The 14,965-nt window shown below is 58.1% G+C and carries 7 protein-coding genes; 5 read left to right on the forward strand and 2 right to left on the reverse strand.

The features are described from left to right. Positions 1–71 precede the first annotated feature (71 nt). Positions 72–434 (reverse strand): hypothetical protein, encoded by a 363-nt coding sequence (locus BN1724_RS12645; protein ID WP_084252902.1) that lies wholly within the window; start codon positions 432–434, stop codon positions 72–74. Between BN1724_RS12645 and murJ the strand changes: the two genes are divergently transcribed. From murJ to BN1724_RS13335, 5 genes are all read left to right on the forward strand, one after another. Beyond that, positions 433–2,328 carry a murein biosynthesis integral membrane protein MurJ gene (murJ, locus tag BN1724_RS08570; protein WP_084252903.1) on the forward strand — a complete coding sequence of 632 codons (1,896 nt, stop codon included), beginning with the start codon at positions 433–435 and terminating at the stop codon, positions 2,326–2,328. The genes BN1724_RS12645 and murJ overlap by 2 nt on opposite strands. A gap of 149 nt (positions 2,329–2,477) precedes the next feature. Then, positions 2,478–5,627 (forward strand): protein kinase family protein, encoded by a 3,150-nt coding sequence (locus BN1724_RS08575; RefSeq protein ID WP_058235018.1) that lies wholly within the window; start codon positions 2,478–2,480, stop codon positions 5,625–5,627. Positions 5,628–5,664: 37 nt separating this feature from the next. Next, positions 5,665–6,420, forward strand: a complete 756-nt coding sequence (locus BN1724_RS08580) for a hypothetical protein (RefSeq protein WP_157085835.1) — start codon at positions 5,665–5,667, stop codon at positions 6,418–6,420. A 118-nt stretch (positions 6,421–6,538) separates the two neighbouring features. Then, the gene (gene trxB / locus BN1724_RS08585) at positions 6,539–7,495 is read left to right on the forward strand and encodes a thioredoxin-disulfide reductase (protein WP_084252904.1); all 957 of its coding nucleotides are present in this window, start codon (positions 6,539–6,541) and stop codon (positions 7,493–7,495) included. A gap of 365 nt (positions 7,496–7,860) precedes the next feature. Continuing rightward, positions 7,861–8,379 (forward strand): YbbN family protein, encoded by a 519-nt coding sequence (locus tag BN1724_RS13335; RefSeq protein ID WP_084252905.1) that lies wholly within the window; start codon positions 7,861–7,863, stop codon positions 8,377–8,379. 4,546 nt (positions 8,380–12,925) lie between these two features. On the opposite strand, the gene BN1724_RS08595 is transcribed toward BN1724_RS13335, so the two are convergent. Next, positions 12,926–14,962 carry a ParB/RepB/Spo0J family partition protein gene (locus tag BN1724_RS08595; protein WP_058235022.1) on the reverse strand — a complete coding sequence of 679 codons (2,037 nt, stop codon included), beginning with the start codon at positions 14,960–14,962 and terminating at the stop codon, positions 12,926–12,928. Between the last annotated feature and the right edge of the window lie 3 nt (positions 14,963–14,965).

The following is a 14,965-nucleotide window of genomic DNA, read 5'->3' on the forward strand; positions in this document are numbered from 1 at the left end:
ACCAGCGCTCGCCGGGCCGCCACCGCGGGGTCACCTTCTGATCGGGATCGTATGACCGCGTCCTCCAGTGGCTATCCGGCCTCGGCCCGTAGGGCGTCGCGATCGGTATCCTCGCAGCCCACGGGTGATGTCAGGGCACAGGAGGGTCGAAAGAGGGCTGGAGTAGCAGCGGCTTCCACGTCGACGGGGAACAACGCGGCAGGAAACAAACCAGCGGGGAGTAGGCCTGCTGGACGCAACCTTGCATCGCCCGGACCAGCCAGCGCGCGCTCCGGGAGTGCGAGCTCGGCGAGCGGGAGTTCACAGAATGCGAGCTCGGCGAGCGGGAGTTCACAGAATGCGAGCTCGGCGGGCGGAAGTTCAAGGAGCGGAAGTTCGGCAGGCGGGCGCACAGAAGGCAGCCGGAATTTCCTGCTGCGCGCCAGCGCCCTCATGGCCGCCGGATCCATCGTCTCCCGCGCACTCGGGTTCGTAAAGAACTTCCTCATGGGCATGGTTTTTGGCGGCACCAATACGATCGCCGCCAACGCCTTCAGCGCCGCGAATTTGTTGCCGAACTCCGTGTGGATTCTGGTCGGCGGCGGCGTGCTCAACGCCATTTTGGTTCCTGCGGTCGTGCGCGCGATGACCCATCGCGATGGTGGAACCGACTATTTGTCTCGGCTGGTCACCCTGATTGTGATCCTCTCGCTCGCCGTCACCGCGATCTGCACGCTGGCCGTGCCGTGGCTGCTGACGGTCGGGAGCGGCCAGCTCAGCTCTCAGGGCTACGTGATGGCGATGTCCGTCGGGTACTGGCTGATGCCGCAGATCATCTTTTCCGCCCTCTACGTGCTGTGCGGCCAGATCCTCAACGCGCACAACAGCTTCGGCCCTTACAGTTGGGCACCGGTGCTCAACAATGTGGTCGGCATTATCGGCGCTCTGGTGTTCCTCGTCCTGTTCGGGACCTGGACGGGTGGTCACGGTCCGTGGACACTCGGGATGATCCTGACCCTAACCTTTATCAACCTGGGTGGTTCGGCTGCTCAGGTGGCGCTGCTGGTGGTATATGTCCGCGGTCTCGGTTTACGGCTGCGCCCGCGTTGGGGTTTCCGCGGAATGGGCCTCATGAAGCTCGGCAAAATCGGTATCTGGTCTTTGCTGATGATCGTGCTGGGTCAGTTAGCCGTATTTGCATCCCGCTGGTCCACGGAAAATGCGGGCCAGATGAGCGCCCATTTACAGGCCAAGCATGACCCCGCATCAAACCTGTTCCCGGCAATTAGTGCCCTCGACAGCGCCTATCTCGCCTTCATGCTGCCGCAGGGCATTATCGCGGTAACCCTGGTCACGGCCATATTCCCGTCCCTGTCTCGGGCAGCCGCAGCCCAAGACCACACCGCTGTTCAGCGTCAGTATGCGTCGGTGAGCCGGATCCTACTGGTGCCAATGATGCTGTGCACCGTGCTGTTCACAGTGCTTGCGGCACCCGTGATGTGGGTCATCGTGGGCGGATCCACCCCAGCCGCATCCCGCGCAACCGGTTGGGTGTTGATCGGGTACATCCTGGGGTTGGTTCCCTTTTCTGCGTCGTACCTGATGAAGCGCGCTTTTTACGCGTATGAGGATGCCCGGTCCCCGTTCCTCATGCAGATCCCGACCACCGCGGTGTCCTTGGTCGCGGTCATCCCCATTTTGGAATATGTGGACCCGGGGTGGGCTGCCTTCGCCGCCGCGCTGACCACATCCATTGGGAGCCTTCTGGGCTGGATTCTGGGTGCATTCATTTTGTCGCGCCATCTGCGCCGACGTGGGGCCCGCGGTTCAACACTGCGTGAAACCGTCGAGGTGTATGCGAAGCTGATCGCTGCCGCTATCGTGTCGGGAATTGCAGGCTATGCGGTGCTGAAGCTGCTGGATTCATTTCTTTGGTCCTCCCGGATTACCGCCATCATCGTCGGGGTCATCGTCGGCGTGGTGGTCACCGTGGTGTTCTGCGGTATCGCCTTGGCGCTGCGGGTGCGCGAACTGGGCATGGCGGTCGACATGATTCGCCGTCGGGGCCGAGGCGGACCTGGTGCGCCAGACGCCTCGTCGTCATACACGGGCGGAAGCGGAGCTCACGGGGTCTCGGATGCTGATTCTGTTCCGTCGGGGGCAGCATTGCTGAACGATGTGGATTCACTTGGGCGTCCCATTGGAACCGGTCTTATGCGCTCTCCGGGAGCACACCGTCGCCGCGGCGGGGTGCGGGCCCGGACTGGGCGTCGCCAATCAGGCACCCGCCAGGCGGGCCGCAGGCTGAGCACTACTAAAGGATCATCCCGCACCAACCGACGACGATGACATAGGCCTTATCGACGAGAACTCGTACCATGGGGCATACGGTGAGGATGTATTTGGCCCTCAGTTGACAGAGCATGACCGCTTTATGTGCGGGAACGTCGCGATGTTCCCGCGCGAGCACAGCCCGGATGACCACATAAGGACGAGGTGTGAACGAGCAACGTCACAACAGCAGCCCCTTAGCGGGACGGTTGGAGATCCTCGGCGACATTGATCTCGGCCCGCGCACACCGCCAGGGGTGAGTTATCACCATGCTCGCGCGCTACCAAACGGCGAGGATGTCGATGTTGTGTTGGTCAAAGGGCCAGCCGCGCTGGAAGCCGCTGATGCTGCTCGTCGCGCATTCCTGGTTCAAAGTCCGCGTCTGGCACGGCTGATAGACATTGAGACCGTTGAGGATGATGACGGTCACTCGTTCAGCTATGTGGTGATGGAACGGAACACGGACCCATCGCTCAGGGACATTATGTCCTGCTCAATATTGCGACCTGAGACTATTCGCTCGATTGTCGGAGAAGCTGCTCTCGGCCTCGACTCAGCGCGCCGACGAGGACTGCGCCACCAGAACCTCGATGCGCGTCGAGTCCGGGTCAATCTCGATTCCGGACGGGTCAGTGTGGTCGGGATCGGTATTGAAGCCGCGGTCATTGCTCAGGCCCCGGTTCCAGCATCCCAGGCACACAGCCCCGGTGAGGGTGAGTCGGCGTCAGACCCAGAGCATGATTCAACCTCTCACCATGAGACTTCCGCTGGTGGAAGCAAGGCCACCGAAGGAAGCTCGGTGGCATCTGACAGTTCGCTGGATGTGACCGCATTGGCTGCGATCCTGTTTCAGGGGATGACAGGGGTTGATCCCCTGTCTGATGATTCTGCCGTCAATGACGACGGTCAGGTTCTGGCACCTTCTAGCTTGGTGTCGCGGCCCATTCCCGAAGATCTCGACCTGCTCACGACTCTGGTGCTGCGCGGAGATAGTGATGCCCCCGCAACCGTGCGCGAGTTCGTCGACGATTTGCGTCCCTGGCAGTCGGTTCCGGTGACCTTGGAGGCATGGGATCCAAATTCTCCGTCCGCACCTGTTCCTGATGAGCCCTACGATCAGGCGTCTGATGACTATGACGACGTCTGTGATGTGCCGACGGCTCTCATGCCACGCGTGTCCGCGGATAGCGGTGGTGCTGTCACAAAGACCGGTGGCGCCATCGGTGACGCGGGGGCGAGCGCTGCAACCGTGGCCGGAGCGACAGCCGCCGGGGCGACCGTTATCGGAGCCGCCGCGCTGGCCGGGGGTGTAGGCGCTGGTGGTACCGCATTCGCTAAGACCGTAAGCGCTGCTAGCGAGGCTGAGACTGACGGCGATGTCAGGTCTGCCGATGCTGGAGGCACAGCGATCATCGGTGCAGCCGATGAGGCTGCGGAGAACACGGATGATGCCGAAGATGCGCACGCCACCAACGATGACCTCCACCATGGAGAGATTCCAGACCATGGGGATGAGCCCGGGCATGAGGATATACCCGGCGATGTGGCCGCGGATAGCGTTCACGACAGAGCTGAACAGGCCGATCAACTGACCGATGATTCCGTTGAGCTATCCGATGATTCGGAGGTCCATGTCGAACAATCTCCCACCATGCAGTTCACCGTGGGTCTCCTTCGAGACGCCGAACGTCCTCGCACTGGCTGGCCGGGCGCTCCGACCATCACCCCGGCGCACATTGCCGCTGCTCAGGATGATGCAGATGCTGAGGATGACCACACCGATGGCGATTTTGCACCGGATGATAGTGCCACCTTGCACGGGGGTAGTGCAGCCGCACACGGGGATGACGCAGCCCTGCAGGGGCATGACGTAGCCACACACGGCGATAACATCGCACCACACGGGGATAGCGTCACCGCACAGAGCGATTTTGCTGACGTTCAGGCTGGCACATCCGCCGGTGGTGAAGGGTATGAACAGGACGATTCCTCGGTGACGTTTGGGGATGACGACCATACCGGCCAAGTTCACGGGACGCCCGAGGAACAGCAGGACGGCGCTGCGGAGATTTCCGAATCTGCCGCTGACGCACACGCGTTAGTCAATGACCTGGCTCTGACTTCTGACCGTCCCGCGTCGCAGTACCCCGTCCGATTGGATATCAATTCTGATACTGATCGCACGGCCCCTTCGACCGGCGCCTCGACCGGGGCAGCGGCATCGACAGCTGCTCTGCCACAGGCGGCTGCATCAGCTCGACCATTTCCTATCTCGCTGCCAATATCATCGCCCCCGTCGATGCCGTCCACTCCATCAGCTCCGCCCTCGCAGTCAGCGGCTGGATCAAGCCACAGTGCCCCTGCTCATTCGGACACCGACCCGCAACTCGACGTTCGTAACGCAATCAGCCCAGGTCAGCCCACGCGCAAACACCAGCAGCCCCCGGATGCAACGGTGAAGCTGAGTGCGCTAGATGTGCCGGCCCCAGCTCCAGCAGGCCCCATTGTGGTGCCTGGACGAGATCGGGACTGGACTGCGAGCACTAATGCTCTGAGCCAGTCGACAGGAAACGTGTCCGTGGACTCATCGCCCACCACTCTCATCCGAGATGTGATGGGGGTGGCGATGGCTTCTGACGATGCCGACACCTATCGCCTTGGTCCGCAAGATGCGAAGGGTAAGTCTGATCAGACACGCTGGATTCTGCTCGGGGCCCTGGTGCTGATCGTGCTTGCCCTGGTGCTCGCGATCACCGCGATCACCTCAGTCACCCGCGACCGCACCGCTTTACCTGCTCCGACGCATAGCGCATCCGCTGCGCCGGCTCCTTCTGGGCAGACATCTCCACCGGCGAACGTGACTCCTTCACCAACCCCGACCCCAACCTCGGCCCCACCCGTGATTGGGAATGTGTCAGTGGTATCCCAGCCCTCTGGAGCAGCTGATTACCAGGATCGAGCCGGGAATGTCACGGATGATAATCCGGCCACCGAGTGGCGAACGAAGATTTACAAGAATGCGAACTTTGGCCGCATGAAAGACGGCCAAGGTCTTCTCATAGCGCTGCAAAATCAAAGCGACGTGCACGCCGTCACCGTCACCTCGCCAACTCCAGGCGGAACGGTTGAATTGCGGCAGGTAAATGCGGATGGTAGCCCTGGCGATGTGCTCGTGTCTCAGCCGCTTGCCGATGGTGATACCAAACTCCAACCACCGAACCCGGTTAAGGCCCAGCAACTCATGATCTGGTTCCCCGAACTACCGCCGGATGCGGGAGGTTACCGCGTGCGTATTTCCGAGGTCAGCGTCGAGTGATCAGCGTATGAGCTCGGCACACGGTGATCCAGAGCCGATGACACGTCCTAGCGATCTCGCATCGCAACGCGGCGCTGGGATCGCGGAAACGCGCAATGCAGGTGCCGGTGGGGAGGCGACCCCTGTCGAAGCCTCTGTCGATTCCTCTGTCCACGGCTCTGTCCAGGGCTCTGACGAGAGCTCTGCGTCGGAGTCCAATGATCACCGTCCCGGGGCCTCGTCGAGCGCGCGTGTTGGTAGATTCCGACCTCTCCGGCTTCCCTTGGCTTCCCCAGCCAGTTGGTGGCCCCGCACCATTCCGACAGGGACGCTGATCGTGTTCATGGTCTGCGCCATGCTGCTCGGTTTTCTGCTATCTAAAGCACTGGTGATGTCCACGGCTAATACCGCCTTTTCAACCTCTGATGTTCAAGCGGCCGACAACCAGAGCACGCCAGCGCTCAACTCAGCCGGTTTACCCGTCGTTTCTGAAACTGGGCTCGGTCAGGAAGTGCAGAAACTGGTGACCACGGGAAGTCAGCCCGCTCCGGTTTCCTTTGATGTGGCGTTGTGTATGAGCCGCTTAAAGATGACTGAACCGGCCCTGCTGTTAGAAGAAATCCAATGGTCACCCAGTGATCAACACGGTTGGATCATCGTGCACTCACCGCGCACAATCCAAGAGCTCCGTACCAACGGTGGAGCCGTCGGTGCGCTGGTCGTTCAGTCCTCGTGTGGGATGCAAAACAGTAGTTCTGCAGACGCGTCGATACTGTGGAACGGTAGTGTCATGTTGATGTCGGGGCCGGTGTAATCATGCGATCCTGGTGTTCCGCCACGGACTGATTGTTTTGCAACATGGCGCACTCATCGACGTTCGCGTCGTGTCGAGCTTTCGCGACGACGCCGACTGACCCTGTGAAAGGATTCCTGTGACCGAGAACCCGTCGGCGACAAGCCCTCTGCACGACCTCATCATTATTGGCTCGGGGCCCGCGGGCTACACAGCCGCGATTTATGCTGCCCGAGCTGAGCTTCGACCCATCGTCCTGGCAGGCGCCTTAGAGTCCGGCGGTGCCCTGATGAAGACCACCGAAGTCGAAAACTTTCCCGGGTTCCCGGACGGCATTATGGGCCCAGACCTGATGGGCAACATGCAGCAACAGGCTGAACGTTTCGGTGCTGAGATCGTGATGGAAGATGTGGTTTCTGTCGATCTCACTTCGGACATCAAAACCGCCACTTTAGATGACGGCACGGTCTATCGCGCACGGTCGGTCATTCTTGCAACCGGCTCGGCATACCGGGAACTGGGTCTTCCCGATGAACAGCGGCTATCAGGGCGGGGTGTTAGCTGGTGCGCGACCTGCGACGGTTTCTTCTTTAAAGACAAGGACATTGCGGTGGTCGGCGGGGGCGATAGCGCTGTCGAGGAGGCAACATTCCTCACCCGCTTTGCGTCCTCGGTCACGCTTATTCACCGCCGCGACGCGTTGCGGGCATCAAAGATCATGGCTGCCCGCGCCGAGGCCGACCCCAAGCTTTCTCTGCTCTGGAACAAGGAAGTGACCGTGATCCACGGTGAGAACAGCGTTGACGGTTTGACCTTGCGCGACACTGTTACTGGGGAAAACAGCACCCTAAACGTGTCCGCCCTTTTCGTGGCCATTGGACACCTGCCGCGCACCGATCTTTTCGCAGGTCAGATTGAGTTGGACTCCGAGGGCTACATTGTCTGCAAGGACCGCTCCACGTACACCTCGGTTGACGGAGTCTTCGCATGCGGCGACGCGGTCGATCACACCTATCGCCAAGCGATCACCGCCGCTGGCTCCGGGTGCTCTGCTGCTCTCGACGCTGAACGCTGGCTCGCCGCCCAAAACGATTAGGCGGGCGCAGGGTGTGGACTGCGAGCTAGGTAGGGGCTGCAAGCTAAGTAGAGATGTAACTTCGGTCTAGGTGTCTGCGGCAAGGGTTGCGGTCAGAGGCCTCTACCTAGGGACCGCGATAGGTGTTGATGATCAGCCGAGCTAGCTAGCCGCCACAGTTGGGCTAGATTCCCGCAGGCGGTGGACAGGCTGGTAGACCGCCAACAGCACAGGCGGAGGGGTTGACACCTTAATGGTTTCAACCCCTCCACGCGACACAGGGCCATGGTCAGGTGCGTCGTAGTATCAACTTGAGTGCAGGAATGGTGTCCGTGGGGAGTAAAACAGGTCGGTGCGACAGTACATTCTCGCGATAGTCTGACTCGGTGTCGACCGTCCGCAAAAACTCACCCCATGAGGGCCATGAGGGCCATGAGGGCCATGAGGGCCATGAGGGCCATGAGGGCCATGAGGGCCATGAGGGCCATGAGGGCCATGAGGGCCATGAGGGCACGATAACCGAGGGTGATGGGGTGCGCGATATCCGGTCACCCGATATACGACTCATTTTGTTTTTCGCACCAGGCCGCACCGCGTGTAACCCCGCGCGTTTGGCAACCGAAGAGCTTGCGCAACGATGGGGCGATACGGTCACCACCGTGGCCTGCGATGTTGATCGCTACCCGCGCGTTATCGACGCGTATCGTCTACAAATCCTTCCCACCTGGGTTTGCCAACAATTCATACCTGGAGAGCAACTACTCGATTCCGACGACAAACCTGCGGGACACGAGATGGACCGGTTAGCGGGATCCGCTGCCAAGCACCAAATCGCATCCCTGGTCGAAAGATGCACGAATGAAAGCCGAGCACCTAGCCAACGGGACAACCGACTCGACGCCTAGTTTTCAACGTAGTCGTCAAGCATGCACGACGGTACACGTTGAGGACTCGGCCATGGAGAACACAGGTTACTAGTTAGTAATTAAATGGGGAGCTGTTTATATGTTTTGTCACCTATAAGCATATCTAGGTGTTGTAGTTGTAGATACTGGTTAGCGGTGATTAGTTCTTACATTAGACGGCCACGTGGAATGGGGTTATCTACGCGAGTCTGAACGTAATCGCCTGCTAGCCTTTGGTGAACTCCGCGTTCGATGCAGCGTATGTCCACCGCAGGGCAACGGATTGGTTAGCAGTTTCTGGTACCCATCATGTGGATAACTTTTGATTTTGTGAGTTGCTCAGAGTGCCATGACCACGTGAAACGTGGATTATCAACAAAGCCGCCTCGCTATCCACACACCTACACGATTTTGTAGCGTGCGGTTATCCACAGCAGCATCCACTGTTGTGTGTTCTCCTTTGCGGCGATCCTTAGCATCATCATGAACCCACAACAGCGTGTGCAATTTGAGGTTTCACGTGACACACCGGAATCTCCTGACACCGACCAGCTCCGCTCCATTCACCGCAACCGAACTGTCCTGCTCAATGGAGCATAGGGCAGAGGGTCCATCTACCAGATATCCAGTGCCTCCTTGCGCTCGTCACTTAGGTTGTCTGAATCCTGTGCTGGACGGACCGATGGGGTTACCAACCTGCATAGACCTTAGAATCTTGGCGGACTAGCGACCTCAATAGGCCCCGCAGACAATGGTTTTTAGACCTCTCTATCACCTCGGCCTAGTCATACTGCACCTGGATGGACCACATCTCGGGTTCCCAGAAAACCTATGGCCAAGCGCTTTCACTCTGATCATCACATCATCGATCATGCAAGAATGCGGAACAGTTAGCTTGATCCGTCACAAGTATCCCAACTAACGCAGAAGATGGACCTTCTGTGATTGCACGGGGAGTAACCCTATGGCTTAGGGCTACTCAAAACCAGGGTCTACCATACGAATGGTGCGATTAGGCTTGGCGAACCATAGCGTCGAGCAACGTCGAATGTTCGCTGACATCGGCTCCAAACCAGCGCGAAACCAATGCTAGTACCAACGCCAATGACACCTAATCATTCGCCATTCACAAACCGGCCTCGGAGCTAAATACCTTTCTCCGGATCAAGCGATCCCTCCCCACAGATCTAGGATCAAAAGACCAGGCGCATCCTTAGATGGCGACACACCCATCTCTTCCTATGAACATCCAATTGCGGGTTGCAGACCTGGCGTACAGAAGGTAGTGCATTCGCCCACCCCTTCACCTCCAGACCTTCACGCAACCCAGGGAGTCTTCTCTAGATGTTCGCGTTTCCCGTGAAACATTATCGAATCCACATCTTTATGGGCGCTACACTCAAGGACCTGACCGTTCCTAATCGTCTAGAAAACTCACTTCGTTCTCAAGAATCTGTTATCCCCACCGATAACTAAGTACTTCGATCGGTAGCGTGCAATCATCACTGGTGTAGGGCTTGGGGCTCACAGATCACGGATCACGGATCACGGATCAGCTTTGGCACAGGCACCAAAGGATCGGCGAGTACCTACCTGCCGTCTACACACCTGCCCGTCCTGCCTTGGTCCGTACAGCATCTGTGGTGATCGTTTCACGTGAAACAAAAGAACGTGTTCTAGCCTACGATCATGACCTTGCTGGCGCGTTCATGCGCGTCGCAGATCATGCAGCCTCGTCGAGGCTCTCAATTTGAGGAGCATAGGCGGCAAGTTCGGCGACGTTTACCCTCTTTGAATTTCACGTGAAGCACGGCAACAAGTTTCGGTTTCGCTTCAGGATTTGGACAGGAATACCCATTGGTCCATGACTAGATACGCGAGCCATCACGTTCCACGTGAAACCTACCGCCATAGTTTGTGGACAATACACCTCATAGCGTTCCGTGCCATGGTTGGCCACACTCAAGCAGTGACGTCCTATAGGTTCAGAAGCGCGAGCTTTCCTCAGTCTCTATGAGATGCCACTTCAGAAGTCTCCGAGGTACCTGCGCTGATTATGAGGATCCGGGTGCGAAGAACTAAATCTGAAATGCGAGAGCCATAACCCCGAGGCGAAGCGCTGTGGACTATCTTTCGTCCAGAATCTCGATCATGCTGCGTGACAAATACAGGTTTCACGTGAAACCTAAACGGACGCCCTAGATATCAGTCGCCTAACCAAGGAGATGGAACCTGCAGTAGGTGTCTCATACTGTCTATCCACCTGCTCTACCTGCTCGTCTTCTTAGGGTGAGCATCAAAACTCTTCGTCCTCAACCTAGCGACGTACGCAGTAGGTAAACCGCGATGTCACTGCCCAGATCTGAAGGTGGGACATAATTCGATCGAGCTCCAGCTGCGTGAGACTAGTTGGACTTCGCCAGCCTAAGGTTTCACGTGAAACAGCGGTATTCAAAAGGAGCTCACGAGAGCATGCCACCTAAAAACCTCGCACATCTCGACGCTAGCGGCCCTGAACCTCGTGGCTTAGCAAGCCATCGCACCCTTGCTAGGTTTTACCATCGCCGCTTACCGCTCGGCAGCCAGACCTTACATAGCGACAAATTTTTGATCATATCGCTACCTAGTTCCCCAACTAGGAACTCTGTAGAGGTGGGGCAGCCGCTATCCACCTCGATCACTCGTCATGTTTTCATCTCAGATGGAACCATCGTTAGCTCATCGCACCCTTCCGGTTTCACGTGAAACGAGACTCTAGACAAACGCTCCGAGAGCCAAGTTCGCGAGAAACCATATCCGCAAAACGCATCATCTCTCGCACAAAAACGTTTGGCTCACTTCAGACCTACTAAAGCTTGCGCACGGTTTCGTAGAAAACGGCCCAGTCCTTCTACTCGACCGGTTTCACGTAAAACATTCCCAGTCAACACCACTTGCGCAACGTGACCGCGGTATCCGTAGCTACTAGTCGTTTCACGTGAAACACATAGGTACCCAACTTGGACAACAGATGCGGCCTAGGTACCGAACGGCTCACGGAAAATATCAATCCCCAGAGAGCGACGACGATTCCATCCGCGACTGGCCGCACTTTTCCCTGCTCTCATGAGGTTTCAGGGCACCACGCAACGGTGATGCAAAGCCTTAAGGCAACAGGGCAGAGCCATACGGCAACAGCAACTCTTCAACAACAGCCTAGCGCGCAACATCTTCCCCTCAAAGCTCATAATGAATCCGATACAGAGCTCCAATCGCCACGGATCCATCTAGTACTACGCAGCACGTCTCAACTCTTGAAGTTTGTTAAAAAACCCTGTGCACCCTCGCATCACCGAACGTCGGCTATGTGTCAAGGAGAGTACGACACCTCGCCTTCCCAACAGGACTTACGGTTCCTATATATCGCCGCCTCATGGGGTTTAGGTATCACGGGAGGCATTCGACTGCGGTCACGTTGTTTCTACGAGATGCCATTTCCTACAACAGAGATAGGTACCTCATTGGCCCTATCAGCTCAAAGAGAATAAGCGCCCATCCGAGGTAACAACCTATCCGCGGTAGCACCATCTACTTAGGGCGAGAGTACAACTCCCTAGATCACAACACGCCTATGAGACGTTTCCCTAGCCTATTGCGCGATGACTAGGTTCTTGGCGGAATACAAACGCACAAACCATGACCAGGTACCGCCTACCATCTAGACATGGTCTTGCCAGCCATCAGAAGGCGCAGCTGAGCGAATCTGTTCTGGACCAGATCGATACGCTACGACATTGCGGCCCAGCGACGCACCCAGCGAGGCACCAGACGGTAAACAACGGAATCATGGACGTCGGCTTTCCAGGTCATAAATCGCTGGGTTCTCCGGGCTTCGCATCCTCCAGATGCTCCTCGTGTTTCACGTGAAACCATGGATGCACGACCGATGGCGCTCAAAAAATTAGAAGGGTTCCACACGAGTTTTAGGGTAGTTCCGTTTATCCACCACGTTTCACGTGAAACCGAGAGCAGCACTGCCCACAGTTTGCGTCTTGTGGCTTCATCCCTTCTTGAAGCGAGCCGAAGCTGCCAGCAACTGCACGAGGTTTATTCACCGACCACAGCAGAAATAGGCCAAACAATCAAACCAAAGTGCGACAACGAAGATCCCCGCGCTAGTCCATTCAGGCATATGTTTAGAGAAACCCGGGCTCACACGTGGAGGTCAACATTGACGAGTTGACCCGCCAAACCACTTGTCACACCCTCACACCGTCAAACATTACAAGCCAAACAACCCTGCCAGACCCGACACACGATGCCCCGCCACACCCTAAAGAGCACTTAAACAACACTCTTCACCGTCGCACAATGAGTAGTGGGTGCGATCAGATTCGGCAACCCCAAATCGTCAAACCCAGCCGACCAAGGTTTAAGCCGTACTTAACACCTCAAACCACTGAAAACGTGCCGTTCTACTATAGAAAGCTATCGGCAGGCCACCGACAGCCGTGAAACACACACCAGGCGATTGCCAGATCGATCGGCACCCATCAGATCGTTCAGATCATTGTTCGTCGATGTGAAGGTCGATTCCCATCCGGTGAGCCAGCTGCTCCAGCTCATCCAGGCTAGTAAACTCCAGAGTAAGTTTTCCTTTGCGCTTGCCCATGTCGATACGAACCGGAACTTCAAAGCGGTTTGAAATCTGAGAGGTGAGGTCGACGACCCGAGGGTTGTACGTCGTCCGGCGCGGTGCCGTGCGGCCGCGCACAGGCTGAGTCCCGCCGGCCACAAGCTTTTCAACCGCGCGCACCGACAGTCCCTCGGCGACAATACGTTGGGCCAATTCCTCAATGAGGGCGGCATCATCCAAAGAGAGCAAAGCCCGCGCGTGACCCGCAGAGAGCGCACCGGAGGCGAGACGACGCTGAACCAGGGGCGGTAGCTTCAACAGGCGAAGAGTGTTGGAGATCTGCGGACGGGAGCGTCCAATCCGTTCGCCTAGCTCATCCTGGGTGCATCCGAAGTCATCGAGTAGTTGCTGGTAAGCGGCAGCCTCTTCCAGAGGGTTCAGCTGTGTACGATGAAGGTTTTCCAGCAAAGCATCGCGCAGAAGATCATCATCGCTCGTTTCACGGATGATCGCCGGAATCGCGGTGAGTCCCGCTCGCCTGGCCGCGCGCCAACGCCGCTCGCCCATGACCAGTTCAAAAGACTCACCAGCATCGGTAGCGGAAATGGGTCGCACCACCACCGGCTGAAGCATTCCAACTTCGCGCAGGGAGTATGCGAGTTCATCGAGCTCGTCGTCGTCAAAGATCGTGCGTGGGTTCCGCGGGTTCTCGCGAATCTCTTCAATCGGAATTTCAGCGAATTCAGCGCCAGGTACCGACACCAAATCAGGCCCATCATTGATAACCGGGGCGGGCTGATCCTGAGCGTCACCAGAGCTCTTCGGCGTACTGGCGGCAACCGGCGCTCCCTTCCCAGCCTCAGCCCCCTTGGATCCCTGATGATCCTGCGCACCCTTAGTAGCTCGCACATCCGGTGCAGTCTGCGCGTCTTTCGCTTCCTCAGCAGGCTTAGTTCCAGCCGTCCCTTTCGCGCTGGTCAGGCTCGGCGACGTACCCGTCGTCCCAGATGCTGTGGGCGTCAAGGACGCCTTCTTAGAATCGGAAAGACTGTCCTGACCATCACTAGTATCCGGTGTGGATGCCTTGGCCTGAGCGGTTATAGATGCTTTAGCCTTGGCGGCTCCAGATGCTTCGGTCTTACGGTCACCAGACGCCTTGGCACCAACGTCCTCACCGGCGCTACCGCCAGTGCTCTTGGTCGTGCCACCTGAAGCCTTTGTACTGCCACCGGGACTCTTGGTGGCCTTCGTGGCCCGACCCCCAGCGGAGCCAGCGGTTACCTTCGTTTTCGACGGTTTTACAGCACCAGGTACCTGACCAGAACCCGCCACGTCAGCATCACCCGTCAGCTTGGCACGACTCGTCGCCTTGGCATTACCCGCAGCCTGAGCGCCACCGCTCGTCGTTGCAGCACCCTCTGACTTAGCATCATCGCCAGACCGGGCACCACTAGATGACTTAGCAGCCCCCGTTGGTTGAGCAGCTGCGGTAGGCTCCGCGCTACCGCTGGCCGCGGCAGACCTGCTCGACTTTTTAGTTTTAGCCGGTGTCGCCGACGTAGCAGCTTTGTCCGCAGACGCAGCGCCACCCGTTGCACGGGATCGGGCAGTACGTTTGGCACCGTTCTTCCGCTCGGCGGCGGCACGCGCCATGTCTTCAGCAAGATCTCGACGCACGCCCGACGACCGTGTTGTTCCCGACCCGGAATCTTTCACGACGTCGGAGTCGACCGGCGGGCCGGAAAAGAACATATCGACGGGCCTGCGAGCGGCTTTAGAGGATGTGGCCGCATTCTCGCGTATCCCATCGCCTTCCTTCACCTGTGTCTTCGGTGAGGGTTGGTCGGCCGCATCTGCCAAGGAGTCGTCAGACTCGTGCGCCGGGGTGCGCACCTGAGTCGTGGGCCTGGTCGCCGCACCGGGAATGAGTGCGCCAAGACCTCGTCCGAGTCCTCGCTTTTGGGTCATTCG

This window comes from Devriesea agamarum, from assembly GCF_900070355.1.
In the GTDB taxonomy this organism is placed as follows: Bacteria; Actinomycetota; Actinomycetes; order Actinomycetales; family Dermabacteraceae; genus Devriesea; species Devriesea agamarum.

Bases quoted from the DNA above. Each gene is read 5' to 3' on its own strand.
- murJ (WP_084252903.1), top strand. From the start codon at position 433: ATGGCCGCCGGATCCATCGTCTCCCGCGCACTCGGGTTCGTAAAGAAC.
- BN1724_RS12645 (WP_084252902.1), bottom strand. From the start codon at position 434: ATGAGGGCGCTGGCGCGCAGCAGGAAATTCCGGCTGCCTTCTGTGCGC.
- BN1724_RS08595 (WP_058235022.1), bottom strand. From the start codon at position 14,962: ATGACCCAAAAGCGAGGACTCGGACGAGGTCTTGGCGCACTCATTCCC.
- BN1724_RS08580 (WP_157085835.1), top strand. From the start codon at position 5,665: ATGACACGTCCTAGCGATCTCGCATCGCAACGCGGCGCTGGGATCGCG.